This is a genomic window from Bradyrhizobium hipponense (genome assembly GCF_008123965.1).
In the GTDB taxonomy this organism is placed as follows: Bacteria; Pseudomonadota; Alphaproteobacteria; order Rhizobiales; family Xanthobacteraceae; genus Bradyrhizobium; species Bradyrhizobium hipponense.
Genome location: NZ_VSTH01000035.1, coordinates 38,473 through 63,980 on the forward strand (window position 1 = coordinate 38,473; position 25,508 = coordinate 63,980).

Annotated in this window: 24 protein-coding genes and 1 tRNA gene; 11 read left to right on the top strand and 14 right to left on the bottom strand. The window is 63.9% G+C overall.

Going from position 1 to position 25,508, the window contains the following annotated elements:
* Positions 1-30: 30 nt before the first annotated feature.
* The 6 genes from FXV83_RS11365 to FXV83_RS11390 form a co-directional block, all read right to left on the bottom strand.
* Positions 31-1,389 carry a S41 family peptidase gene (locus tag FXV83_RS11365; RefSeq protein WP_148739267.1) on the bottom strand — a complete coding sequence of 453 codons (1,359 nt, stop codon included), beginning with the start codon at positions 1,387-1,389 and terminating at the stop codon, positions 31-33.
* Positions 1,386-2,717, bottom strand: coding sequence for a murein hydrolase activator EnvC family protein (locus tag FXV83_RS11370; RefSeq protein WP_148739268.1), 1,332 nt, complete (start codon positions 2,715-2,717; stop codon positions 1,386-1,388). Before FXV83_RS11370 ends, FXV83_RS11365 begins: the two co-directional genes overlap by 4 nt.
* A gap of 31 nt (positions 2,718-2,748) precedes the next feature.
* The gene (rlmH, locus tag FXV83_RS11375) at positions 2,749-3,231 is read right to left on the bottom strand and encodes a 23S rRNA (pseudouridine(1915)-N(3))-methyltransferase RlmH (RefSeq protein ID WP_148739269.1); all 483 of its coding nucleotides are present in this window, start codon (positions 3,229-3,231) and stop codon (positions 2,749-2,751) included.
* A 109-nt stretch (positions 3,232-3,340) separates the two neighbouring features.
* Positions 3,341-3,697: a ribosome silencing factor gene (gene rsfS, locus FXV83_RS11380; protein WP_148739270.1), complete on the bottom strand. Its 357-nt coding sequence runs from the start codon at positions 3,695-3,697 to the stop codon at positions 3,341-3,343.
* Between the two features lie 210 nt (positions 3,698-3,907).
* Entirely contained in the window at positions 3,908-4,552 is a 645-nt protein-coding gene (locus tag FXV83_RS11385; RefSeq protein ID WP_148739271.1) for a nicotinate-nucleotide adenylyltransferase, read from the bottom strand.
* Between the two features lie 19 nt (positions 4,553-4,571).
* Positions 4,572-5,867, bottom strand: a complete 1,296-nt coding sequence (locus FXV83_RS11390; protein ID WP_148739272.1) for a glutamate-5-semialdehyde dehydrogenase — start codon at positions 5,865-5,867, stop codon at positions 4,572-4,574.
* Positions 5,868-6,062: 195 nt separating this feature from the next.
* Here FXV83_RS11390 and FXV83_RS11395 point away from each other — a divergent pair, with 195 nt between their 5' ends.
* Positions 6,063-6,341: a type II toxin-antitoxin system ParD family antitoxin gene (locus FXV83_RS11395; protein WP_148739273.1), complete on the top strand. Its 279-nt coding sequence runs from the start codon at positions 6,063-6,065 to the stop codon at positions 6,339-6,341.
* The gene (locus FXV83_RS11400; RefSeq protein ID WP_148739274.1) at positions 6,331-6,627 is read left to right on the top strand and encodes a type II toxin-antitoxin system RelE/ParE family toxin; all 297 of its coding nucleotides are present in this window, start codon (positions 6,331-6,333) and stop codon (positions 6,625-6,627) included. The genes FXV83_RS11395 and FXV83_RS11400 overlap by 11 nt, the downstream gene beginning before the upstream one ends.
* Positions 6,628-6,645: 18 nt before the next feature.
* On the opposite strand, the gene proB is transcribed toward FXV83_RS11400, so the two are convergent.
* The 3 genes from proB to obgE all read right to left on the bottom strand — a co-directional run bounded on the left by proB (position 6,646) and on the right by obgE (position 11,163).
* Positions 6,646-7,767, bottom strand: coding sequence for a glutamate 5-kinase (gene proB / locus FXV83_RS11405; RefSeq protein ID WP_148739275.1), 1,122 nt, complete (start codon positions 7,765-7,767; stop codon positions 6,646-6,648).
* 466 nt (positions 7,768-8,233) lie between these two features.
* Positions 8,234-9,868, bottom strand: coding sequence for an alkaline phosphatase family protein (locus FXV83_RS11415; RefSeq protein WP_148739277.1), 1,635 nt, complete (start codon positions 9,866-9,868; stop codon positions 8,234-8,236).
* A 254-nt stretch (positions 9,869-10,122) separates the two neighbouring features.
* Positions 10,123-11,163, bottom strand: a complete 1,041-nt coding sequence (gene obgE, locus FXV83_RS11420; RefSeq protein ID WP_148739278.1) for a GTPase ObgE — start codon at positions 11,161-11,163, stop codon at positions 10,123-10,125.
* 362 nt (positions 11,164-11,525) lie between these two features.
* On the opposite strand from obgE, the gene FXV83_RS11425 reads away from it, so the two are divergent.
* Positions 11,526-12,440 (top strand): DMT family transporter, encoded by a 915-nt coding sequence (locus tag FXV83_RS11425; protein WP_148739279.1) that lies wholly within the window; start codon positions 11,526-11,528, stop codon positions 12,438-12,440.
* Between the two features lie 219 nt (positions 12,441-12,659).
* On the opposite strand, the gene FXV83_RS11430 is transcribed toward FXV83_RS11425, so the two are convergent.
* The 3 genes from FXV83_RS11430 to rplU form a co-directional block, all read right to left on the bottom strand.
* Complete coding sequence (locus FXV83_RS11430) at positions 12,660-13,253, bottom strand: GNAT family N-acetyltransferase (RefSeq protein WP_187435828.1); 594 nt, start codon at positions 13,251-13,253, stop codon at positions 12,660-12,662.
* A 151-nt stretch (positions 13,254-13,404) separates the two neighbouring features.
* A complete protein-coding gene (rpmA, locus tag FXV83_RS11435; protein ID WP_008137923.1) occupies positions 13,405-13,674 on the bottom strand; it encodes a 50S ribosomal protein L27 in 270 nt (89 codons plus the stop codon).
* A 97-nt stretch (positions 13,675-13,771) separates the two neighbouring features.
* On the bottom strand, positions 13,772-14,161 hold the full coding sequence (gene rplU, locus FXV83_RS11440; RefSeq protein WP_148739281.1) for a 50S ribosomal protein L21: 390 nt from the start codon (positions 14,159-14,161) through the stop codon (positions 13,772-13,774).
* 333 nt (positions 14,162-14,494) lie between these two features.
* Here rplU and FXV83_RS11445 point away from each other — a divergent pair, with 333 nt between their 5' ends.
* The gene (locus FXV83_RS11445) at positions 14,495-15,619 is read left to right on the top strand and encodes an ROK family protein (protein ID WP_148739282.1); all 1,125 of its coding nucleotides are present in this window, start codon (positions 14,495-14,497) and stop codon (positions 15,617-15,619) included.
* Positions 15,620-16,199: 580 nt separating this feature from the next.
* On the opposite strand, the gene FXV83_RS11450 is transcribed toward FXV83_RS11445, so the two are convergent.
* Positions 16,200-17,063: an alpha/beta fold hydrolase gene (locus FXV83_RS11450; RefSeq protein ID WP_148739283.1), complete on the bottom strand. Its 864-nt coding sequence runs from the start codon at positions 17,061-17,063 to the stop codon at positions 16,200-16,202.
* Positions 17,064-17,191: 128 nt separating this feature from the next.
* On the opposite strand from FXV83_RS11450, the gene FXV83_RS11455 reads away from it, so the two are divergent.
* From FXV83_RS11455 to FXV83_RS11480, 6 genes are all read left to right on the top strand, one after another.
* Positions 17,192-17,281 (top strand) — tRNA-Ser (locus FXV83_RS11455).
* 697 nt (positions 17,282-17,978) lie between these two features.
* Complete coding sequence (locus FXV83_RS11460; RefSeq protein ID WP_148739284.1) at positions 17,979-19,052, top strand: DUF4062 domain-containing protein; 1,074 nt, start codon at positions 17,979-17,981, stop codon at positions 19,050-19,052.
* Between the two features lie 52 nt (positions 19,053-19,104).
* Entirely contained in the window at positions 19,105-20,307 is a 1,203-nt protein-coding gene (locus FXV83_RS11465; protein WP_187435829.1) for an XRE family transcriptional regulator, read from the top strand.
* Between the two features lie 3 nt (positions 20,308-20,310).
* Positions 20,311-20,778, top strand: coding sequence for a DUF4411 family protein (locus FXV83_RS11470; protein WP_148739286.1), 468 nt, complete (start codon positions 20,311-20,313; stop codon positions 20,776-20,778).
* Between the two features lie 433 nt (positions 20,779-21,211).
* Complete coding sequence (locus FXV83_RS11475) at positions 21,212-22,483, top strand: DUF2157 domain-containing protein (RefSeq protein WP_148739287.1); 1,272 nt, start codon at positions 21,212-21,214, stop codon at positions 22,481-22,483.
* A complete protein-coding gene (locus tag FXV83_RS11480) occupies positions 22,480-23,091 on the top strand; it encodes a GDYXXLXY domain-containing protein (RefSeq protein WP_148739288.1) in 612 nt (203 codons plus the stop codon). The genes FXV83_RS11475 and FXV83_RS11480 overlap by 4 nt, the downstream gene beginning before the upstream one ends.
* An 8-nt stretch (positions 23,092-23,099) precedes the next feature.
* On the opposite strand, the gene FXV83_RS11485 is transcribed toward FXV83_RS11480, so the two are convergent.
* Complete coding sequence (locus FXV83_RS11485; RefSeq protein WP_187435831.1) at positions 23,100-24,512, bottom strand: aminotransferase-like domain-containing protein; 1,413 nt, start codon at positions 24,510-24,512, stop codon at positions 23,100-23,102.
* 108 nt (positions 24,513-24,620) lie between these two features.
* On the opposite strand from FXV83_RS11485, the gene FXV83_RS11490 reads away from it, so the two are divergent.
* Positions 24,621-25,493, top strand: coding sequence for a DMT family transporter (locus FXV83_RS11490; RefSeq protein WP_148739290.1), 873 nt, complete (start codon positions 24,621-24,623; stop codon positions 25,491-25,493).
* Positions 25,494-25,508 lie beyond the last annotated feature (15 nt).

The window sequence follows — 25,508 nt, forward strand, 5'->3', positions numbered from 1 at the left end:
CCTTTTCGAGAGATCGCGTGATGCGACGACTTAGTTTGCCGCTTTGGGCTTGTCGGTCGCGCCCTTGTTGTCGCTGCCCGGCGTCGGCGCTGCGGAGGCGCTGTTCTTGATGCCGTGAAGCAGGTCGTCGGCCATCTTCAGGGCCTTGTCGTCCTTGGCGTCCGGCGGGATGTAAGACTGCGAGCCGGTCTTCTCGTCGCCGTCGTTCTTGAGATGGCCGCGCAGCGAAGCCTCGCCCTTGGTGTCGGTGCGCGACTTCAGCTCGTCCGGCACGTCCTGGAGCACCTCGATGTCGGGCACGATGCCCTTGGCCTGGATCGACTTGCCCGACGGCGTGTAGTAGCGCGCCGTGGTCAGCCGCAGCGCGCCGTTGCCCGAGCCGAGCGGAATGATGGTCTGCACCGAGCCCTTGCCGAACGAACGCGTGCCGACGATGGTCGCACGCTTGTGGTCCTGGAGCGCGCCCGCGACGATTTCCGACGCCGAGGCCGAGCCGCCGTTGACCAGTACGATGACCGGCTTGCCCTTGGTGAGGTCGCCCGCATGGGCGGTGCGGCGCTGGGTCTCCTCGGCATTGCGGCCGCGGGTCGACACGATCTCGCCCTTTTCCAGGAAGGAGTCGGAGACGGTGACCGCTTCCTCGAGCAGGCCGCCCGGATTGTTGCGCAGGTCGATGATGTAGCCCTTGAGCTTGTCGCCGATCTGGTTCGAAAGGCTGGCGACCTCACGTTTCAGGCCTTCGGTGGTCTGCTCGTTGAAGGTGGTGATACGGATATAGCCGATGTCGTCGGCTTCGATGCGCGCGCGCACCGAGCGGACGCGGATATTGTCGCGCACCAGCGTGACGTCGATCGGATTGTCCTGGCCCTTGCGGATGATCTTGAGCTTGATCTTGGTGTTGACCGGACCGCGCATCTTCTCGACCGCCTGGTTCAGGGTCAGGCCCTGCACGGCTTCTTCGTCGAGATTGGTGATGATGTCGTTGGCCATGATGCCGGCGCGCGAGGCCGGCGTGTCGTCGATCGGCGACACGACTTTGATCAGGCCGTCTTCCATCGTGACCTCGATGCCGAGGCCGCCGAACTCGCCGCGGGTCTGCACCTGCATGTCACGGAAGCTCTTGGCGTCCATGTAGCTCGAATGCGGGTCGAGACCGGTGAGCATGCCGCTGATGGCTGATTCGATCAGCTTGGTGTCATCGGGCTTCTCGACATAATCGGAGCGCACGCGCTCGAACACGTCGCCGAACAGATTGAGCTGGCGATAGGTGTCCGCGGTGGCGGCCCGTGCGCTCGAACCCATGAACACCGCGCGCGGCTGGGTCACGAACAGCGTCAGCGCCGCACCGGTGGCCGCGCTGAGGAGGATAACTGAAGTCTTGCGCATCATCCGCGAACCTTCTCGCCTTCATTTGCGGCCCACCATGGGCCTGGATCGATTGGAGTGCCGTCTTTGCGGAACTCGACATAGAGCACAGGTTGACTCGCGTTCGTGGCGAGAATGGAGGCGACTTGAGAAGTCGACCCCATGGTCGCGACCGGCTCCCCCGTGAGCACAAACTGGCCGATGTTTACCGAAATGCGCTCCATCCCGGCGATTAAGACATGATACCCGCCACCGGCATTGAGGATCAAGAGTTGTCCATAGCTGCGGAACGGGCCGGCATAGACCACCCAGCCATCACACGGCGTCGTGACCTGGGCGCCAGACCGACTCGCCAGGGAAATGCCCTTCTGGACCCCGCCGACGCCGTCGGAACCGCCAAAATCCCTGATCTTGTTACCGTTAACCGGAAGAGGCAGGAGGCCCTTGGCCGACGCGAAAGCGATTGCCGGGGTGGTCCGGGATCGGTCCTTGAAAGCGCCCGGGCCGGGCTTGGCGCTGGCGTTGGCTGCCGCCGTTGCCTCGGCCTGCTTTGCGGCCTCGGCCGCCTTCTCAGCAGCCTTGGCAGCGCTTTGCAGGTCCTGCTCCATCTTGGCGATCAATCCTTGGAGATCGCCGACTTGCCGGGATAGCGCGATCGCGCGCGAATTCTCGGCGTCGAGGTCCTTTTCGCGCGACGCCTGTTGGCGCTGCCGCTCGTCGACCAGGGCGGTGAGCCGGGTCTGGTCATTGCGGACCTTGTCGCGATCGGCGGCGAGCTGGTCGCGCTCGGTGGCGATGCTCTTGCGCAAGGCCACGAGCTCGCCGAGCTCGCCTGCGATCTTCTCGGCACGGGTGCGCAATTCCGGCACCACGGCGCCGAGCAACATGGCGGTGCGCAGCGATTGCAGCGCATCTTCCGGCCGCACCAGTAGTGCAGGCGGCGATCGCCGGCCGGCGCGCTGCAAGGCCGCCAGCACCTCGACGATGTCGGCGCGGCGCGAATCGAGCGAGCTGCGCATCGCCTGCTCGCGGCCGTTCAGCGTGCGCAGCCGCGCTTCGGCTTCGTCGATCTTGGTCTCGACGGCGCGCACGTTCGCCGCGGTATCGATCAACTGCTGATTGAGCTGGGTGCGGTCCTGACCGAGCGAGGTGATCTCGGCCTTGAGCTTGGCCTGGGCTTCCTCCGCACTCTTCTGCCTTGCGCGAGCGGCTTCCAGCTCCTGCTCGCGCTGCTTGATCGCGTCAGGCGAGATCGCCGCGGTCTGCGGTGCCGGCGCTGCCGTCTGAGCTTGCGCGAGGCTTGCGCCGGCGAGCATTGCGATCAGCAACAGGTTGAGAATCGGCGCTCGCATCGTTTCGGCAAAGGTGCTCGTGTGGCGCGCATCACGCGCGATGATAGGGATGGCCGGCCAGGATGGTTGCGGCCCGATAAAGCTGTTCCAGAAGCATGATGCGAACCATTTGGTGCGGCCAGGTCGCAGAGCCGAACGCGATCGCGAGCTTGGCCTTACGGCGCAATTCGGGCGAAAGTCCGTCCGCCCCTCCGATCACGAAGATAGTATGTCCGGCGCCCTCGTCGCGCCAGCGGCCGAGATTCCGTGCGAATACGGTGGAATCCAGACTTTGTCCGCGCTCGTCCAGCGCCACCAGGACCGACTTGTCGGGAACATGCGCGCCGATCGCCGCGGCTTCCTCGGCCATGCGGGTCGCGGCGTCGCGCGCCCGGCTCTCGGGAATTTCATGGACAGTGAGCTCGCGGAATCCAAGTTTGCGGCCGACCTCGTCGAACCGCGCGAAATAGCGATCGGCAAGCTCACGCTCGGGGCCCTGCTTCAGCCGGCCCACCGCAATGACGGCAACACGCATGACGTCTCTAGGACCACGTCTTCAGGGTCGCGTTTTCCAGACCGCGCACATCATGCGCGCGCACGACGCTAGCATGCGCGCCAGCCGATTCGAAATCGGCTCTCTAAGTCTAGATCGCCTTCGCCGCCCCTGGGCCCTGCGTATACAATCTCTCAAGATTGTAGAACTCACGGACCTCGGGTCTGAACACGTGCACGATCACATCGCCGGAATCAATCAGCACCCAGTCGCAATTGGGCAAGCCCTCGACATGGATGGTCTTGATGCCGGTTTCCTTGAGGCTCTTCGTGACGTTCTCCGCGATCGCGCCAACGTGCCGGTTGGCCCGGCCCGTGGTGACGATCATGTAGTCGGAATACGCCGATTTGCCGCGAAGGTCGATGGTGACCGTCTCTTCCGCCTTCATATCGTCGAGGCGGGAGAGGATCAGGTTCAGCGTCTTGTCGGCGTCGGGTTGCGCCTTCAAGGCCGCAGCTTTGGTCGATGTTTTACGCGCCGGTTTAGCTACCTTGGGTAAAACAGACTTGGACAATACAGACGTGGTCAGGGACCATTCCTTTCACTGTATCGCGAGGGCCGAATCCGGCGCTCACTGGTTACACTACATCATGTGGGGTTAAGGGTTTCAATATGCCAGAGAGCCCAAAGCCCCATACTCCGTCCGCATAAGTCCGTCTCACTTCGTACCTTTCCAGCTCCCGTCCGGGTTCCGCAGGCCGGTCGAGGACAGATTCAGCTTCAATCCTGTCAGGAAGACCCAGGCCGGCGCTGGCCGGTCCGCAAGCAGCGCCGCCTCCCTCTCGGGCAGGCGATAGCGCGCGAGCGCCTGGGCGGCGGGCGAGGCAAGGGCGCGAAAACTCTGTGGCGGGCGATCGATGATTGCAATCGGCACCTGGCCGGCGATCCGGCGCCAGTCCTGCCAACGGTGGAATTGAGCGAGATTGTCGGCGCCCATGATCCAGACAAAGCGCAGGCCGGGGAGGCGGCGGCGCAAGGTGTTGATCGTGTCGATAGTGTAGCGCGTACGGATGACGGATTCGAGACAGCTCACCTCGATCCTGGGATCGCCAGCGACGTCGCGCGCCGCCTGCATGCGCGCGCCGAGCTCATGCAGCGAGCCGTTTTCCTTGAGCGGATTGCCCGGCGTCACCAGCCACCACACGCGGTCGAGCTGAAGGCGCTTCAGCGCGAACTGACTGATGGCGCGATGAGCCTGATGCGGCGGATTGAACGAGCCGCCGAGCAAGCCGATGCGCATGCCCTGGGTGTAGGGTGGTATGGCCTGCGCCACGAAGCGTGGCGCGACGAAATCGTTGCTCAATGCCCCGCGCCTTGCGACGTTACGGCCGCGTCTGCCCTGTGCCGTGGACGCGATATTTGAAGCTCGTCAACTGCTCGGCCCCGACCGGGCCGCGAGCGTGGAATCGGCCGGTGGCGATGCCGATCTCGGCGCCGAAGCCGAACTCGCCGCCATCGGCGAACTGCGTCGAGGCGTTGTGCAGCACGATCGCGGAATCGACCTCGCTCAGAAATTTCTTCGCGGCGGCCTCATCCTGGCTCACGATGGCATCGGTGTGGTGCGAGCCGTGGTTCTGGATGTGCGCGATCGCGCCGTCGACGCCGTCGACCACCTTTGCCGCGATGATCGCATCGAGGTATTCGGTGTCCCAATCGTCCTTGCTCGCGGGTTTCACGCGCGCATCCGTTCCTTGCACCGTTTCGTCGCCGCGCACTTCGCAGCCGGCTTCGATCAGCATCTCGATCAGTGGCTTCAGGCTCTTTGCGGCGCCGGCGCGGTCGACCAGCAGCGTCTCGGCCGCGCCGCAGACGCCGGTGCGGCGCATCTTGGCGTTGAGGACGATCGATTTCGCCATGGTAAGGTCGGCGCTGCCGTCGATATAGACGTGGTTGATGCCTTCGAGATGCGCGAACACCGGCACGCGCGCTTCAGCCTCGACCCGGGCGACGAGGCTTTTTCCCCCGCGCGGCACGATCACGTCGATGGCGCCATTCAGTCCGGACAGCATCATGCCGACCGCCGTGCGGTCGCGCGTCGGCACCAGTGTGATTGCAGCTTCCGGCAGCCCCGCTTCGCGCAGGCCTTGCACCAGGCATTGATGGATCGCGCGGCAGGAGCGGAAACTGTCGGAGCCGCCGCGCAGGATCACGGCATTGCCCGCCTTCAGGCACAGCACGCCGGCGTCGGCCGCAACGTTGGGCCGGCTCTCGAAGATCACGCCGACGACGCCGAGCGGCACACGCACGCGTTCGATGGTCATGCCGTTCGGCCGCTGCCAGCTCTCGGTGACGATTCCGATCGGATCGGCAATGCCGCGCACGATGCCGATGCCTTCGGCCGTTGCCTCGACGCGCGCGGGCGTCAGTGTCAGGCGGTCGATGAAGGCGGAGGTGGCGCCGCCGGATGCGCGGGCCTCAGCGACGTCCTCGGCATTGGCGGCGAGAATGCCGGATGCATTGTTGCGGATCGCCCGCTCCATGGCCTCGATCGCCCGGTCCTTCTGCTCCGGCGGCGCCAGCGCCAGCACCCGCGCCGCAGCACGAGCACGGGTGCCAAGATCGGTCATCAGCGCCTGGAGATCGGCATTGCCGTCGAGGGCTTTGAGGGGAGCGGCCATAGCGGTTTGAACCTTCTGCTAAGGCGGTGTCCTAGCACGGAAATCCGGTAATTGCGAAGGCCGGCGAGAGCATGGCCGGGGCCCGGTTCGCGCCGGCGGGTCGGCCAATGGCCTCGTTGTACCGGAGGCCAGACGAATCCTTGCGGGCGGCCCGAATATCAATAAATATCATATACTGATAACGGAGCCTTTTCCATGGCGAGCAGCTACAGCATTGGCAAGCATTTCGAGGACCTGATCGACAACCTAGTCGAGAGCGGCCGATATGCCACTGCGAGCGAGGTGATGCGCGAGGGTCTTCGCCTGATCGAGGAGCGCGAAGAGCGACGCAAGGCCAAGCTGGAAGCGCTGCGGGCCGAAATCCAGAAGGGCGTTGACAGCGGGCCAATGGAGGAGGTCGATCTCCACGATTGGATGAACGACATCAGAGCGCGGGGACGGCAACGGTTAGCCGCGCGCAAACGTGGCGAATAGATTTCGCAAAGCCCCACAAGCAGACCACGATCTCGATTCGATCTGGGACTTCATCGCTGCGGACAGCGTTCGTGCCGCCGACCACCAGATGGCGCGCATCGGCGAGATTTTCGAAATGCTCGTGGACAACCCACTGGCCGGACGGGAGCGACGGGAATTGCGTGCGGGCCTCCGCAGCTTTCCAGCCGGCAACTACGTGATCTTCTATTTTCCGTTGCCCGACGGCGTCGAGATCATTCGGGTGATGCACGGCCGGCAGGACATCGATCCCGACGACATGCAATAGCCGAGCGCCGGCTCGGCCCTACCCGCCCACCACCAGATCGTCGCGGTGGATTATCTCGGCGCGGCCTCTGATGCCGAGGATCGCCATCACATCGGGGGAGGAGCGGCCCTTGATCCGTTCGGCATCCTCGGCGTCGTAGGCGATCAGGCCGCGGCCGATCTCGCTGGTGTCGGGGCCGCGCACGATCACGGCATCGCCGCGGGCGAACTGGCCCTCGACCTTGATGACGCCCGCCGGCAGCAGGCTGGCACCCGCGCGTAGCGCTGTGACCGCGCCGGCATCGATCGTCAGCGTGCCCTTCGGCTCCAGCGAGCCCGCGATCCAGCGCTTTCGCGAGGTGATGGGGTTGGCCGGCGTCAGGAACCAGGTGCAGCGGCCGCCGTCGGCGATTGCCTGCAGGGGGTGCTCGATCTTGCCGGACGCAATCAGCATATGCGTGCCGCCTGTCGTGGCGATCTTGGCGGCCTCGACCTTGGTGCGCATGCCGCCGCGCGACAGTTCGGACTCGGCATCGCCCGCCACAGCCTCGATCTCCGAGGAGATGCTATCGACCACGGGTATGAGCTTGGCGTTCGGATTGGTCTTCGGCGGGGCGTCGTAGAGCCCGTCGATGTCGGACAGCAGCACCAAGAGGTCGGCGCTCGCCATGGTGGCGACGCGCGCGGCGAGGCGGTCATTGTCGCCGTAGCGGATCTCGTTGGTGGCGACGGTATCGTTCTCGTTGATCACGGGGATCGCGCGCCATTCCAGCAGCTTGCCGATGGTCGAGCGCGCATTGAGATAGCGGCGGCGCTCTTCGGTATCCTGGAGCGTCACCAGAATCTGGCCGGCGCCGATGCCGTGCGCCCCGAGCACCTCCGACCAGATCCGCGCCAGCGCGATCTGACCGACGGCGGCGGCGGCCTGGCTCTCCTCAAGCTTCAGCGGGCCGCGCGGCAGCTTGAGCCGGCTGCGGCCGAGCGCAATCGAGCCTGAGGAGACCACGAGGACGTCGCGACCCTCGTGGTGCAGCTTGGCCATGTCGTCGGCGAGCGCGGCCAGCCAGGATGCACGCACCTCGCCCCTGTCGGAATCGACCAGCAGCGCGGAGCCGACCTTGACCACGATGCGGCGGAATTGACTGAGTTCGGGGCTGGCCATGGCGCGGGGGTCGAGTTGCTCTGCACTAGGAAACGGCGGAGCGAAGGGCGGCGCCGGTGAAGCCTGCTTTTGCAGCAGGACGATGGCCGGCGCAAGGCGGTCAGGGGGTAAACGGCGCCACCGCCGGATTTCAAATCGTTCGCGGCCTGGCTGAAGGCGCACCCGGACAAGACGTCGTTCGGCGCGACGGGGTACAAGATCGAGAATTAGTCTCCGATGGCGCCACACAGGCCGTCGTCAGGGTCGGGCCTGTCTCGGCCATCCACGCGCATCCGCGATTGAGGCGAGACGTGGATGCCCGGGACGAGCCCGGGCATGACGAGCCGAGAGAGCCTCGCGACTCACTCCATCCTCTCGTCCTGAGGAGCGCGCTCCTGGCGCGCGTCTCGAAGGATGCAGGTCGAGGTGCGAGAGCCGGGCCTGCATGGTTCGAGTCGGCGCTTACGCGCCTCCTCACCATGAGGGTCTACATCTTCGCGCGCTGCGCCATGCCGTCCTTGATCGACGCTAGCTCGGCTTCATCCCACACGCCGATCAAAATCCCGCCCTTCATCTGGAGCTGGTTATCCGCATAGTTCGCGATCTTCTCGCGAGGCGTGGTGATGTGGTCGTTTGGATGCAGCGCCCAGTCGAACAGCTCGGCCTGCAACCGCGCGATGATGCCTGCGCAATCAGGGTCGTCGCCGCGATCCAAAAACTCTTCCGGATCGGTCTCGAGATCATACAGCATCGGACGGAAGCCCGAGGCGTGGATGTACTTCCAGCGGCCGTCGAACACCATGAACAGGCGGCAGCGCTCGATCGGCTGATTCAATTTCAGCCGGACGTCCTGCATGGCGTAGTCGTATTCGGAGAATGCCACCTTGCGCCAGTCGGACGGCGTCGGCCCGCGCAGCAGCGGCAGCAGCGAGCGTCCTTCGAGGATGTGTCCCGGCACCTTGCCGCCGAAATAATCGACGAAAGTCGGCGCGAGATCGATGCCTTCGACCAGTGCGTCGCATCGCGTGCCGCGCGTCGCATCCGCGTCCGTCGATGGATCGATGACGATCAGCGGGATCTTCGCCGACTGTTCGTGGAACAGGTCCTTCTCGCCCATCCAGTGATCGCCGAGATAGTCGCCATGATCAGAGGTGAACACGATCATGGTGGTTTCCAGGAGGGCGTGCTCCCTTAGAAACTTCATCAGCACGCCCATCTGGTCGTCGATCTGGGTGATCAGGCCCATATAGGTCGGGATCACTTTCTCCCGGGCATCGTCGCGCGCCATGTTGCGGGAGTAGCGCATGTCCATATAGGCGCCGAACACCGGATGCGGATTTTGCCGCTCGCGCTCGGAGCGCATCACCGGCAGCATGTCCGATGTCGAATACATGCTGGCATAGGGCTCGGGCGCGATATAGGGCCAGTGCGGTTTGATGTAGGACAGATGCAGGCACCATGGCTTGCCGTCGGTCTCGGCCTCGGCGATGAAGTCCATCGCGCGCCGCGTCATGTAAGGCGTCTCGGAGTGTTCTTCCGGCACGCGTGCGGCCTTGTCGGCATGCGTCAGCAACCAGCCGTTCTGCAAGCTGCCGTCGTCGGCGGCGCCGGAATTGGCCCAGTGCTCCCAGGGGTTCGTCGCCTCGAAACCTTGCTGGCGCAGATAGTCGTCGTATTTCGGACGCGGCCGTCCGGTCGGATGCAGGCCGTCGTCACGCTCATAAGGCTCGAAGCCGCATTCGGCGACATGCACGCCGATGAGGGATTCCGGTGGGATGCCGAGCCGCTTCATGCCCTCGAGGTCGGGCGCCATGTGCGTCTTGCCGACCAGCACGTTGCGCACGCCGATTGACTTCAGGTGATCGCCGAGCGTGGGTTCGCCGACCCGCAGCGGCCAGCCGTTCCAGTGCGAGCCGTGCGAGCGCATGTAGCGGCCGGTGTAGAACGACATCCGCGACGGCCCGCAGATCGGCGACTGCACGTAAGCCTTGGTGAAGAGCACGCCGCGCTTCGCCATGGCGTCGATGTTGGGCGTCTTCAGCGTGGGATGGCCGGTGCAGCCGAGATAGTCGTAGCGGAGCTGGTCGCACATGATCCAGAGAACGTTCTTCGCGCGCGCCATGCGTCATCCCTGCCGTTTCTTGATTGTGTGATGCTGCGCGATCGATGGCGCGATAGCAACCTGCTAGTGACGGGCGTGCCCGCCGCCCAACATTCCAGCGTCGTCCCGGCGAAGGCCGGGACCCATACCGCGTGATCTGTCGGTTGCGGGTGGTCGTAGTACCGACCGACCAGTCTTCGCCAAACTACGTCCTGGGGTTATGGGTCCCGGCCTTCGCCGGGACGACTCTGGAGAGAGAGTGCCGTTGCTTCTCTTTAGGCCGACCAGGGCTCCGCTTCAGCCGCGCTCTTCGCCTTGGCGGATACGGGGTTCTCGCCGATCACCTCGACGAGTGCGCGCAGCGCTTCCTGGACGCCCTGGCCGGTGGCGCCGGCGAGCAGCAGCGGCGTCTTCTTGGCGGCGCGCTTCAGCCGGTCCTTCTGCTTCTTCAGCTCGTCCGGCTCGACCGCGTCGATCTTGTTCAGCGCCACGATCTCGATCTTGTCGGTGAGCAGGCCGCCATAGGCATCGAGTTCCGTACGCACGGTCTTGTAAGCCTTGCCGGCATGTTCGCAGGTCGCATCGACGAGATGCAGCAGCACACGGCAGCGCTCGACATGGCCGAGAAAACGATCGCCGAGGCCCGCGCCTTCATGCGCGCCCTCGATCAGCCCGGGAATGTCGGCCAGCACGAATTCGCGGCCGTCGGAGTTCACGACGCCGAGCTGCGGATGCAGCGTCGTGAAGGGATAGTCGGCGATCTTCGGCTTGGCCGCGCTGACTTTGGAAAGGAAGGTCGACTTGCCGGCGTTGGGCAGGCCGACCAGGCCGGCGTCCGCGATCAGCTTCAGCCGCAGCCAGATCCAGCGTTCCTCGCCCACCTGGCCGGGATTGGCGTTGCGCGGCGCGCGGTTGGTCGAGGTCTTGAAATGCGCATTGCCGAAGCCGCCATTGCCGCCCTCGGCGAGCACGAACTTCTCGCCGACATTGGTGAAGTCGTGGATCAGCGTCTCGCGGTCTTCGTCGTAGATCTGCGTGCCCACGGGGACCTTCAGCACGATGTTCTTGCCGTTGGCGCCGTGGCGGTCCGAGCCGCTGCCGTTTTCGCCCTTCTGGGCCTTGAAGTGCTGTTGGTAGCGATAGTCGATCAGCGTGTTCAGCCCGTCGGCGACCTCGATGACGACATTGCCGCCGCGGCCGCCATTGCCGCCGGAAGGACCGCCGAATTCGATGAACTTCTCGCGGCGGAACGCCACGCAGCCGTTTCCGCCGTCACCGGAGCGGATATAGACCTTTGCTTCGTCAAGGAATTTCATGGGCCATAGGTAGGCCAGCCGGTCCCGCGCGGCAACCCGAATTGGCCCGCGAATCGGCCCAATCTTTGCGATTTTTGCCTTAATCCGTCGGCCGCCGGCGGATCAGGGGAGTGCGACAATCCGCTCAATTTGAGGTGGCGGGCTTGTCGCTGTTGCTCACGTCATTAAAACAGTCACAAGCGAGTCTTGTCGCCGGTTCCTGACGCTCCCTCCGCCCGTCATTGCGAGGAGCCCTTGCGACGAAGCAATCCAGACTGTTTTCGCGATGACAGACTGGATTGCTTCGCGGAGCCTGTCATCGGGCCGCGCTTTGCGCGGACCCGTTGGCTCGCAATGACGATCTCTCTCACTCAGACTTGTTCATGCCCCTGTTCAAAACCCTCTCCGCCTATGACGAGCGCTCGGCGCGACTGGCCGGCATTGGGCTGATGCTGCTGTCGATCTTCATGTTCTCGTTCGGCGATGCCATGGGCAAGTTCCTGGTCGGGACTTATTCGGTGGGCCAGCTTCTGTTCCTGCGCGCCTGCGCGGCGCTGCTGCTGCTGTCGCCGATGATCTGGCGGCAGCGTCATGATTTCCTGCACCTGGAGCGCCCGTGGCTGCAGCTGTTTCGCGTCACGCTGTCGACGCTGGAAGTCGCCGCGTTCTTCCTTGCGACCGTCTATCTGCCGCTCGCCGACGTCATCACCTATTATCTCGCGGGCCCCATCTTCGTCACCGCAATGTCGGCGGTCTTTCTTGGGGAGCGCGTCGGCTGGCGGCGCTGGACCGCGATCCTGATCGGCTTCTGCGGCGTGCTGATTGCACTGCGGCCGTCGGCGCAGACGGTCAGCCTGCCGGCGCTGATCGCGCTCGGCGGCAGCCTGTCGTTTGCAACGCTGATGCTGATCACGCGCAGCCTGCGCAAGACGCCCGACATCGTGATGGCGTCCTCGCAATTCGTCGGAACGTTCCTGCTCGGCGCCGTGCTGTCGGCGTTCCACTGGGTGCCGCCGAGCCCCGGCAGCCTCGTGATCTTCGCGCTGGCGGGATGTGTCTCGGTCACGGCGCTGTTCTGCGTCAACCGCTCGCTCAAGCTCGCGCCGGCCAGCGTCGTGGTGCCCTATCAATATTCGATGATCGTCTGGGCCGTGATCTTCGGCTTCGTGGTGTTCGGCGACGTGCCGCAGCTCGCCACCCTCGTCGGTGCCGCCATCATCATCGCTGCGGGGTTCTACATCTATCTGCGCGAGCGCGATCTCGGGCGTGGGGCTGTGGACGTTAATCCGCCGGCGTGAGGTGCAGCCGAATAGTTTTGTCGTCGTCCCGGACAAGCGCAGCGAAGCGGAGCGCTGATCCGGGACCCATACCCACAGGAAGTGGTTTTGCGAAGACTCGGAGTGGGAATCTTCGCGCCACCAGCATTCGTGGTTATGGGTCCCGGCTTTCGCCGGGACGACGGCTGTGTTTGAGGCCGCGCTTCTGACTACCTCAGTCAAGAATGACGCCGCTCCCGCCTACCGCACCCTTCTTGCACTACTCCAGCTCTTCAGCGACGCCCACACGCCGCGCGAGAGGCGGAAGCAGTCGACGGGCGTGGAGGAGCCCAGCGCCAGGAAGCGGTGCAGCTGAACGCCGCTCCACTGGAAGCCGCACTTCTCCAGCACGTTGCGCGAGGCCGGGTTGGTGACGCGCGCGCCCGCGTAGAGATGATCGTCGTCGAACTCCTCGAAGAAGAAGTCGATCGCGCCGCGCGCGGCCTCGGTGGCGAAGCCCTGGCCCCAGTGCTCGACGCCGAGCCAGTAGCCGAGTTCCGCATTGTCCGGCGTCGAGCAGTCGATGCCGACCATGCCGACCGGCCCGCTGTCGTGCTCGATCAGGAACACGGTCTCGCTGCCGATCGCCGCGGTGGCGCGGATGAATGCGACGGCATCGTCTTGCGAATAGGGATGCGGCAGGCGGCGGGTGTTTTCCGCGATGCGGCGGTCGTTGGCGAGCTTGGCGATGGTCCCGACGTCGGCGAGCGTCGGTCGGCGCAACGTCAGCCGCTCGGTGGAGACGACGCTCGGTCTCGCCTCCTGCAAGGTCACGCTCGAAAAATCCTGCAACATGTCCGGCTCCGTCGAAGTCACTAAGTTAAAAGTGAGCAAGTCAAACGAAAGGGGAGGCCGGTTTCCCGCCTCCCCTGGAGCCCTGATCTTTTTGATCTGAAGGACTCCGCCGGTTTGGTAGGACCCGGCGGACTCCAAATTGATCCACCGTCTATTCAGCCGCCTCAGCGAGCGGGAGCACCGATACGAAGGTGCGGCCGTTGGCTTTGGCCTGGAACGTAACGCGACCCTCGATCTTGGCGAACAAAGTGTGGTCCGTGCCCATGCCGACATTAAGGCCGGGATGCCAGGTGGTGCCGCGCTGACGCGCAATGATGTTGCCGGGAATGACGACTTCCCCGCCGAACGCCTTGATGCCAAGGCGCTTGCCCTTTGAATCGCGACCGTTGCGCGATGAACCGCCTGCTTTTTTGTGAGCCATGGCTCGTCTCCGAAATCCTGCTTAGTTCTAGATCAATTCCTTGACGGAATCATTTCACATTTTCTCACGCATCAATTCGTGAATTGGCGTGATCAATTTATGCGGCTTCTTCTTCCTTCGCCGCTTCCTTGGCGACCTTTTCGCGCTTCGGGCGCGGTCCGATCGAAGGCTTGGCGTCGTTGGTCAGGATCTCGGTGATGCGCAGCACCGTGATCTCGTCGCGGTAGCCGCGCTTGCGGCGCGAGTTCTTGCGGCGGCGCTTCTTGAACGCGATCACCTTCGGCCCGCGCTTGTGGTCGAGCACCTCGGCCGCGACGGACGCGCCTGCCACCGTCGGCAGGCCCAGCACCGGCGTGTCGCCGCCGACCACCAGGACTTCATTCAGCTGCACGATCGTGCCGACTTCGCCGGCGATCTTGCCTACTTCCAGGACATCATCCGGAACGACGCGGTACTGCCGGCCGCCGGTTTTGATGACTGCGAACATCGTTTTCTTCCTTCGTGTTCAATCCCGGCCTCGCGACAGGATGTCCGGGCCGGCTTTTTGTCAGTCGCTATGGGTTTTGCGAGTTTTGCGCGGGTGGGAATTATCCGTTTGAAAACCCACGCAAAAACAGGCGGCGCGAGAAACGCCCCGCGCCGGTTGCGGGACTTATAGCCGGCGAACGCCGAGAGTCAAGGAAAACCGCCGGAAAAGGCCCGGATCTGAAGGATTTGGGCCGCTTCCCCGTCCGGAAATCGTTTCTCGGGTCCGGCTGCAACCAAACAGGTTCCCCCGCCGTTGTTCACGCGAAATTTCGCGCGCGGGCAAGGGCTTTCCATGGCAACAGACGAACTGGTCAAGACGACAGGGATCGCCACCCACGGCGCGGCGCGGCTGCCGTCGGTGGACATCGACAGCTTCAATATCGAGATGAAGGACGAGGACGGTTTTCTCGGCGACCGCGCCAGCAAGGGCGCGTTCCGCGACATTCTCGAGCGCTGGCGCAAGCCGCTGCGCAAGACCGGCGAGGATCCGTTCGGCAGCGAGCCGTCGGAGGAGATCAGCAAGAAGACGCTGGACGACATCCTGGTCGGCGATGACACCGAGGCCTCGGCCGTAGTGCACAGCGCGATCGAGGATTTCGCCCAGGAGCTTGCTTATGTCACGCGCCGCTTCCTCAAGTCCAAGGCCTGGGCCAAGACCGAGCGCATCGTGGTCGGGGGCGGTTTTCGCGATTCCAGGCTCGGCGAACTCGCGATCGCGCGCGCCGAGATCATCCTGAAGTCCGAGAACTCCAAGATCGACTTGCAGCCGATCCGCCATCATCCGGACGAGGCTGGCCTGATCGGGGCGCTGCATCTGGCGCCAACCTGGATCTTCGAGGCCTATGACAGCATCCTCGCCGTTGATATCGGCGGCACCAACATCCGCTGTGGCGTGGTGGAATCCAGCTGGAAAAAGGCGAAGGATCTCTCGAAGGCCTCGATCTGGAAATCCGAGCTGTGGCGTCATGCTGACGACGAGCCGACTCGCGAAGCGGCGGTGAAACGGCTCGCGAAAATGCTGAAGGGACTGATCGCGGAAGCCGAAAATGAGGGCTTCAAGCTGGCGCCGTTCATCGGCATCGCCTGTCCCGGCGTGATCAACGAGGACGGCTCGATCGAGAAGGGCGCCCAAAACCTGCCGGGCAATTGGGAGAGCAGCAAGTTCAACCTGCCGGCGAGTCTGGCCGAGGGCATCCCGCAGATCGGCGAGCACGACACCGCGATCGTGATGCACAATGACGGCGTGGTGCAGGGCCTTTCCGAGATTCCGTTCATGCAGGACGTCGAGCGCTGGGGTGTGCTGACCATCGGCACCGGACTTGGCAACGCGCGCTTCACCAACCGCCGCAAGGACGGCGGCAACGGCAAAGACCGGGACTCTACGGAGAACGGCAAGAAAAAGAGCAAAGGCGACTAGCCAGCGTTTTCGAGCGAAGTGGATCCCGGTTCGCGTCAAGAAAACGCGGCAAAACGAGAATCTGGAGCCATTCCGTTCCGGATTCATCGGAACGGAATCGCTCCAGAGTAACCTTGACTGGTTAGGTTAAGGGACGGATTGCGTTGCGGGATGGCAGACGCACGCTAGGGTCGAATTGTCGCCTCACCTGGCCGGCGAAGCCGCCCTTCCCAGCCAGTATTGCAATGAGCGGCACGGGACCGCCAGTGTTTACCGCGTCTGGCGGTCCCACCCCATCTTCGGATTCCCCGCAGGGCTATCGTATATATATATATAGATTTCACGAAGATAGTCCGCGGGCTTGCTCCGCCTCTCCCGCTTGCGGGAGAGGCCGACGCGCCCCGGGCGATGCGAAGCATCGTCCAGAGCGCGGCGGGTGAGGGTTCTCGCCGCGCTGGGATGTCTTCCGCAATCCCTGGCAATCCCGACGCGGAGACACCCCCACCCCGGCCCTCCCCCGCAAGCGGGAGAGGGAGTTCAGTGCCGATGCCGAAGCATCATGCACACCATCTGCGATAGCCCTTTGGATTCCCCGGGGGCTTCAGCTCCAGCCAATTCTCCCAAAGAACGCGGCGATCTCCGTTGCCGCGCGATCCGGATCCTCGCGATGCGGGAAGTGGCCGACGCCGGGAAACATCGCAAGATCGAGCTCGCTGAAAGTCTCCTTGAGCCGGTCGGTCCAGGCATAGGGAAACAGCGGATCGTGCTCGGCCCAGCGCACGCAGGTCGGCGTTGTGATTGGCGGCAATGGCGGCGCTTCGCCCTTCATCATCGCGATACGCCCGGCATGCGCGGCGCGATAATACGCAAATCCGTCGGCGAGGTTGCCGTCCTTGAGGAAATTGTCGGCGAACTCGTCGAGAACGTCGTCGAAGGCGTTCTTGCGATGCGCCCAGCCCTTGAGGAAGTGGCCGATATAAAGCCGGCAGCTCTCGCGGCTCGCGCCGACGAGCCGCTCGGCCATCTCCAGCTGGTGGAAGGACTGGTACCAGATGTGGTTGAGCCGGTCGGGCGCCGCCATCCGCGGCCCGATGCCGGGATAGACGAAATCGAACAGGAACAGCCCGGCAAGCCGCTCCGGCGCCTGGCGCGCCAAAGGCTGCATCACGGCGCCGCCGACATCATGGCCGACGACGCCGAATCGGCTGATGCCGAGCCCCTGCATCAGCGCCAGCATGTCCGCGGCGTGACCGTCCGATCCGTAAGGCCCGTCCGGCTTGTCGCTGTCGCCAAAGCCGCGCAGATCGGGCGCGATCAGCATGTACCGGTCCGCCAGCCGTGCCATCACCGGCTCCCAGGTCAGCCAGAATTCCGGCCAACCATGCAGCAAAAGCAGCGGTTTGCCCCGCCCGCAGCGGGCGAGGTGGAAGCTGGCGCCATTGGCCTTGATGGTCAGATGCTCCATGGCAGTTCCTTCCGGGCGAAGGGCAGGGGTGGCTGCGGATTTTCGCCTTTCGCGCCTTGTCTCACTCGCCGTCCTCGCCTATTACACGCCCCGACCACAGGGGTTCCTGCCCCTCATCGGCACTTCAAGGAGAGGTGGCAGAGTGGTTGAATGCACCGCACTCGAAATGCGGCATAGGTGCAAGCCTATCGGGGGTTCGAATCCCTCCCTCTCCGCCACGAACCATCGATCTTAGTAAGAAATTTGGCGTAAACTCTGTAAGCCTACCCGGCTTGGAGGGGTGCTAGGGAAGCCTGTAGGAGGCCGTCCATTCGGCCGCTGCAAAGGCGCGACGGGCAAGCCAGTCCACAGACGCGGCACGCTGCGTGCCCAGCGTCCTGTTTCAGCGGAATGGCGTTATTGTCAGTTGCCGCATTGGATCAAGGCGGCAGCGACGCGCTCGAAGGCCGGGTCGGGCGGAGCGCTCGAAGCGTGCCCTTTTGTTCCTCATCCGTCACGCTGAAGCCACAGTAGCACGGCGTGAAGCTCTTCTCGTCTGCCGATCAAATGGGCGCCGCTGTGCGCTCATGGCTCGCATCAAGGTCGTCGGGCAGGGTTGAACCAACTTCGCTCGGCGAACTAGCGTGCGGCGCATAGCAAGGCGTCTGCTTAAGGACGGTTTCGCTTTCAATTGAAGAGTCCGCGCCTTACATTCTAAGCGGGCGGGGAAGACACCATGTTGAGCGTCAACATCGGACTCCTAGTGCTGCTCGCAATCTGTGCCGCAGCAGGGGTCATCCGGAAGATACGCGGTGGTCGGCTCCTACCCGTACCGGAGAACATCGATGGCATCGACGAACCGCAGTCGTTGCGAGAACTTGCACAGCGCCGCCGCCGCGCGAAACAGGCGCAGAAGCCCGAACACAGCAGAGACCTATGTCGTTCACCGCGAATGCTATCCGCGTCCTCATTGCATCACCGTCTGACCTTCCGGAGGAAAGAAAGGCCGCAATTGAGGCCGTCTACGAATGGAATGCTCAACACGCCTTGGCCGAGTCGGTCGTCTTGCTGTCCGTCGCGTGGGAAACACATTCGGTCCCACGCTCCGGCGTTCGACCGCAAGCGGCGATTAACGAGCAGCTTACTGAGTCGGCCGACATTTTGATCGGAATGTTTTGGACAAAGCTCGGCACTTCCACTGGCGCCGCCGAGTCAGGCACTGTCGAAGAAATAGATCAGTTTGTCGCGCAGGGGAAACCCGCACTCCTATATTTTTCTCACAGGCCAATTGATCCAAACAAAATCGACCTAAGGCAGCACAAGCGGCTGAAAGCTTTTCAAGCTGCTACCTACAAGAATGCATTGGTAGGTTCGTTCACGTCCCCCGACGATTCGAAAGCTACCGTCAGTCGCAATTTGCTCGCGCAAGTCCGACAGATGAGCCTTGCGAAACCACCGCGGCGACGGATGCCGAAAATCGACGAAGCGATGAAGCTCACGGAGTTGATGGTCGCGCACAAGACGCACAACATCACGCCAGAAATCTATAATGACTTCCGCGAAGCGCTATTCGGCAAATCAAAGTCGAAGGCGCCGCCGACTGTTCCTTCTGCAACTAGCGAGGTCGGACCCAACGGCTATCGAGTCGGATATACCAAAGAAGGCGATAAGGTCGAATGGCTACCCGATGACGAAAATCCGGGCGAGGAATGGCCGATGATCCTTCGGCGCAATGACAACGCCGTCGCCGACGCGGCTGGCGAGTTCGCCGATGTAATTTGGTACGACCGGAAGTTGGTCTTGCTAGCGAACTTAAAAGAGGGCTCTGAAACCATCGAGTCCGGCATCTACGAAGGGATGCTAAAGGCGATGAAGCGCACGGAAAAGAAGTACGGAAAAAAGAAGCTTCGGAACTACTACCATAACGATTTTGAATGGGGCATGTTGAACGGCAAGCTCTCAGCGCTTCGATGGGTTCTCGGCGACGATTGGGACATGCTCGATACCTAGTCGCCATCTCATTTACCATTATATGATAGTGGTCCGGCCCAAAGGCAGATCGATGGCAGCACGCGTAAAAGCCCTGATTACCCCCGCCCTCATCACGTGGGCACGGGATACGGCTGGCTTTTCGATCGCTGAAGCGGCCGACAAGCTCGATATTGACACGGCGACGCTGACGGCTTGGGAAGACCCGAACGACGGCGACGCGGCACCATCCATTCCGCAACTGCGCAAGCTGGCCGGACTCTTCAAGCGTCCACTAGCGATCTTCTATCTCCCCGAACCACCGACCAAGTTTCAGGTAATGCGCGACCTGCGCAGGCTTCCCGGCACGGGTTTCCGTCACTATTCGCCCGCGTTGCAGATGGAGATTCGCGCAGCGGCTGAAAGGCGCGAACTCGCGCTTGATCTAGCCGCGGAGCTTGACGAAGAGATTCCTAAGTTCAGCCTGAAAGCCGAATTGAAAGAGGACGCCGAGTCGGTCGGGCACCGTATCCGCGCGGCACTTGGAGTAACCGACGACCTGCAAAGGAATTGGCGCGATGCTGACGGTAGGACCGGCTTCAATGCATGGCGTAGCAGGATCGAAGCCACCGGCACGCTTGTGTTTCAATCGGCGGCGATCGATAGCGAAGAAGCATCCGGTTTCGCTATCTTTCACGACACATCGCCTGTCATCTCTGTGAATCGCAAAGACGCGCTCACGCGCCGAACCTTCAGTTTGCTGCACGAATTCGCACATCTGATGATTCACGTCAGCGGCGTGTCTGATCTTGAGACCGACGCAAAGCGTCCGCCAGAAGATCAAGCCATCGAAGTCTTTTGCAATCAAGTCGCCGCAGCGGCACTGATGCCGAAGGATACCCTGCTCGCCGAGCCCGGCGTGGCACAGCAGGGTATGCGCTCCGAAGCATGGACTGATGCGCAAATCGGCGATTTGGCGCGCCGCTTTAATGTCAGCCGTGAGGCGATCTTGCGGCGACTGTTGACGTTCGACCGAACAACGAATGCATTCTACACGCGCAAGCGTGGCCAATACATTGCGGAGCATCAGGCACAGCGAGCCCGCCAGCGGGAGCAGGTGAAGGATATCAGGCGTAATATGCCGCAAGAGACCGTGAGCCACTTCGGCAAGCCGTTGATTCGGATGCTCTTGAACAATTACTGGCAAGACCGAATGACGCTGAGCGCCGTATCGGGTTATCTCGGACTGAAGGTCAAGCACATCCCGAAATTGGCGAAGGCGGCAGGACTCAGGTAGCGCATGGCCAAGTTGGTCTACAGCATCGACAGCAGCGCGCTCATCCATGCTTGGCACCGGATATATCGTCCAAAGAATTTTGGATTCGTATGGGATGGCCTAGACAAGCTGATTGAAGAAGGCCGTCTCAAGTCCTCGATCGAAGTCTATAACGAGCTTCAGAAGAAAGACGACGAACTATTCGCGTGGTGTAAAGAACGCAAGGGGTCGATCTTCGTCGAGATAGACGAGCCAACGCAGGCGATGGTCGCGAAGATCATGGCCGCCCACCCCAAGCTAGTAGACACCACCAAGGGCAGGTCTGGCGCCGACCCTTTCGTGATGGCGCTGGCGGCCAGCACGAATCCGCAGATGTGGGTCGTGACCGAAGAATATCCCGGCAAGGAGCGAATTCCCGACGTCTGTGACGCACAAAATATCGATTATTGCGGAGTCGCCGACCTGATTGAAAAAGAAGGTTGGACAAGTTAGCGGCGCCATTCGATGGGCTAAGCACCGTCCGTGCCGATCAGGTGCTTTGCAATGATGACATCCTGCCCCTGTTTTGCGCACGACGTCATCCCAACGCGCGGCACTACGATCGCCGCTTATCTCAGCCGACCTCCGGAAGCGTGACCGGAAACAAGCTGCGGTGTCGGCAATAGCGTACATCAGCGCCGATCGGCCCCACCACCATCCGGCCCGCGTTGCTCTCGGAATTTCGCCCGACGAGTCAGACGACTCCGGCCCCCGCGTAAGTCATTGATCTTGCAGCCGCCGCCTACTGTGCATGGGGTTGTTTTCGACACTTTTGTTGTCCGGTCGCGGAAGGCCCCCGCAGAGCGGTGACAGGTTGAACCTGCTACCGTCGCGCTCCGACCAACAACATCCCGCCGGCCGGCAGGGAGACAGGTGATCCACGACGATGTTCGACCGAACTTACAGGCAGCGCCTCGAAGCTGATCTTGCGCAATGGGAGGCCGATGGCGTGATCGCGCCGGCGGCCGCAGCCGGCATCCGCAATGTGCTGCCGCCGCTCTCGCCCGGCATCAACATCGCGGTGGTCGTCGCGATCGTCGGCGGCCTCTTGATCGCGGCCGCCTTCCTCGCCTTCGTCGCGGCGCACTGGACCGAGATCGCGCGGTTGCTGCGGCTGGCGATGCTGATTGCCGGCATGGTCGTCGCCGGCGGCCTCGGAGCGTGGTTCGCGGCTACGGGCCGCACCGTTCTTGCCGATCTCTGCGCCAGCATCGGCGCGATCGTCTTTGGCGCTGGCATCGCGCTGGTCGGCCAGATGTATCATCTCGGCGAGGACTTTGCCGGTGGCATGCTGCTGTGGTCGATCGGCGCGTTTGCTGCGGCGTTGCTGACCGGCTCGCGCGGTGCGCTTGCGGTCGGGCTGGTGGCGGCCTGCATCTGGACCTGCATGCGCAGCTACGACGCGCCGAATGTCCTGCACCTTCCGTTCGCGGCGGTCTGGCTCGTCGCCGCCGCTCTCGCGTTCGCGTGGAATTCGCGCGTGGCCGCTCACCTCGTCGCGCTCGCGGTGTTGCCGTGGTGGATCGCCTCGTCGCTTCGTTTCGAATCCGGCGGTGTTCAGCCAGCCTTCGTGCTTGCGAACGGCGCGGCCTTGCTGTTCGGCGGCGGGCTCGCGATCGCCGCAGCGCCCTTGCCGAGCGCGCGCCGCCTGGGGACCGTCCTGTCGATCTACGGCGCGTTTGCGCTGGCCGTTGTCGCCGGCCTGGAAGTGACGACGGTCGACGAGATCATCCGCATCCGGGATGGCTCGGCTCCAACCCAGCCGCTTTGGGCGATCCTGTGCGGGGCTGCGGGCGCGATCCTCGCGTTTGCGTCCGCCAAGATCACCAACCGGGTCGGGGAAGCCGTTGCAGGATGTGCGATCGGGCTCGTCCTGGTCGCGGCGCCGATCTGGCCGGCGTCTCAGGCGGGCGAGCCCTGGCTCGCTTACGCGGCCCTGCTTGGCGCGATGCTGTGCCTTGTCGTCTCCGGCATGCTTGACGAGGAGCGTCCGCGGGTCGTCGCCGGCTGGCTCGGGATCGCCGGCGTCATCGCGGGCATCACCTGGGCGGTGAAGGGCTCGCTGCTGCGCCGCTCGGCCTTCCTTGCGGCGGCCGGAATCGTCACCGTTGCGGTTGCGACCGCGCTCAATCGCGCGCTGCCGAGGGCCGACAAATGATCAAGGCCGCCGCGCCCCTTATCGCGCTCTGGCAGCGCATCCCGAAAGCCGTGCTGTTCGGTGTCGCCATCCTGATTCAATGCGCGCTGCTGATCCTGATGGTCGCCGATCGCATGCAGATCCTGCGCGGCGGCCTTGAGGTGACCTTGCAGACGCAGCCGGTCGATCCCCGCGATCTCCTGCGCGGCGACTATGTCGTGCTCCGCTACGACATCTCGCAACTGCCGGCAGGCGCGCTCGCCGGCCAGCCGGCCGCCGAACGCAATCCCGTCATGTTCGTCAAGCTCGCGCCCAATGCCGGCGGTCTCTACGAGGCAATCTCGGTGCATGCCGAACCCGTGCCGGTGACGGCTCCCGAAGTGCTGATCCGCGGCCGCCTCGCGCACGGCACGTCCTGTGGCGCGGCCGGGCGCGCCTTCTGCGACAAGCTGACGATCCGCTACGGTCTGGAAAGCTATTTTGTGCCTGAAGGCGAGGGCAAGAAGCTCGAGCAAGCCCGCAATCAGCAAAAGCTGCGGGTGGTCGCCTCGGTGCTGCCGTCCGGGCGCGCCGCCATCAAGCGGCTGCTGCTCGATGGCCAGCCGGTCTATGAGGAGCCCTGGTATTAGCGGCGGGATCATTCGGCCCGCGCCTTCAACGCCCGCCGCATCACGTCCCACATCCGCGGATCGTTCGATTGCGCCACGTTGAAGCGCAGGAAGCTCGTTGCCGTCTCCGACACGCTGAACACGTTGCCAGGCGCCAGCACGACATCCTCTTCGAGCGCGGCCCGCGCGACCTGCGTGGCATCCCGTTCGCCGGGAAGACGGCACCAGAGAAAGAACCCGCCGCGCGGCATCAGCCAGGGCTCGAGTCCCAAGCCCTGAAGCTTGCGCGCGACCTCGCGCCGCGCCCGCGCGAGCCTTTGCCTGAGCTCGTCCATGTGCTTGCGATAGCTGCCGCCGGCCAGGACGCCTGCGATGATTGCGGTCGCGACCGGGCTCGGGCCACCAAAACTGGTTGCGACCTGGAGGTCGACGAGGTGCTCGATCCAGTCGGCGCGCGCGGCGATATAGCCGCAGCGCACCGAGGCCGACAGCGTCTTGGAGAAACTGCCGATGCGGATCACGCGGGCTAGCCCGTCTAGCGCGGCAAGACGCGGCGAGCGCTCCGGCTCGAAATCGCCGAAGATATCGTCCTCGATGATGGTGAGGTCGTGCGCGGCGGCGGCAGTCAAAAGCCGGTGCGCGGTCGGAAGCGACAGCGTCGCGCCGGTCGGATTGTGCAGCGCTGAATTGGTGATGTAGAGCCTGGGACGTTCGCTGGCGAGGATCGCTTCGAAGCGCGCGACGTCCGGGCCTGACAGCGTGTAGGGCACGCCGAGGATTTTCACCTGATGCGCCCGCAGCAGCGCGCGAAAATTGAAATAGCAGGGATCGTCGACCAGCACCGTATCGCCGGGGCGAAGCAGGAAGCGGCAAACGAGATCGGTGGCCTGCGTGCCCGAGCCCGTCAGCATGAGTTGGTCGATCGACGCCTCGATCGCGTCTTCGGCGAGGCGCGCGAGCAGCAGCCGGCGCAGCGCAGGCGCACCGCGCGTGCTGCCATAGTCGGTCAGCAAGCTCGCATCGGCGTGCGCGAGCACGGCCCGGCGCAATGCCGCCTCGGGCATCCAGTCCGGCGGCAGCCAGCCGCAGCCGGGCTTTGGCACCGCGTCGTCGGCATCGAGCGACTGCCGCGACACCCAGAACGGATCGACCGCCCGGTCGCGGCGCGGCTCGACCTCCGCAAGCGCGAGCGGCGGCATGACCGTCGGCGACACATAGAAGCCCGCGCCGCGACGGGCGCGGATCAGGCCTTCGGCGGCGAGGCGGTCATAGGCTTCCACCACGGTGGAGGGCGAAACGCTCATGCTCGCAGCAAGGCTGCGGATCGACGGCAGGCGGTCGCCGGCACTGAGTGCGCGGCCCGCGATCTTGGCGCGGATCGCGCTGATCACGTCGATGGTCCGCGTTCCGCCCCGCCCCTTCGTTAGCGCCTCGCCGTCCAAGCTGTATTGCCTTCCGTACCAGTACAATTTTGCCAGATTGTACTGGATTGTCGCTGGTTTCGCCACCGGTTCGGGGCGAGGATCGCCGCCCGAAAATAGCGAGGCGATATGCAATCCGCGGGCGGTGGTTGGGGTAACGGGCTCCCGAATGGCCTTTTGGGCGTCATCATCTTCAGCGGCTCGCTGCCGGCAACGCGTGTCGCGGTCGGCGGCTTCTCCGCGCTGTTCCTGACCTCGGCCCGCGCCGTCATCGCCGCGCTGCTAGGAGCGGCTGTGCTCGGCCTGCTCCGTCAGGCGCGGCCCGAGCGCAACGATCTTGCGTCGCTTGCCATCGTCTCGCTCGGGGTCGTCATCGGCTTTCCCTTGCTGACGGCGCTCGCGCTCCAGCACATCACGTCCGCGCATTCGATCGTCTTCATCGGCCTGCTGCCGCTGTCGACCGCGGTGTTCGGGGTGTTGCGTGGGGGCGAGCGGCCGCAGCCGCCGTTCTGGCTGTTCGCGGTTCTCGGCAGCGCCACGGTGGCCGGCTTCGCGCTGACCAACGACGGCACCGCGTCAGTCACCGGTGACCTGCTGATGGTGGCCGCGATCGTGCAGTGCGGACTCGGCTATGCCGAAGGCGCCGCGCTGTCGCGTCGCCTCGGCGGCTGGCAGGTGATCTCCTGGGCGCTGTTGCTGGCGCTGCCGTTGATGGTGCCGGTCGCGGTTTGGACCTGGCCTTCGACCTGGGCCGGCGTCAGCGTCCCTGCCTGGATCGGGCTCGCCTACGTCTCGATCTTCAGCATGTTCGTCGGCTTCATCTTCTGGTACCGCGGGCTCGCGACCGGCGGCATCGCGCGCGTGGGTCAGTTGCAACAGCTGCAGCCGTTCTTCGGTCTGGCGCTCGCCGGCTTGGTTCTGCACGAGCCGATCGCATGGAGCATGATCGCCGCGACCGCGCTTGTGGTGGTCTGCGTCGTCGTCGCGCGGCGGTTTGCGTGAGGGCAAGTTTCATGT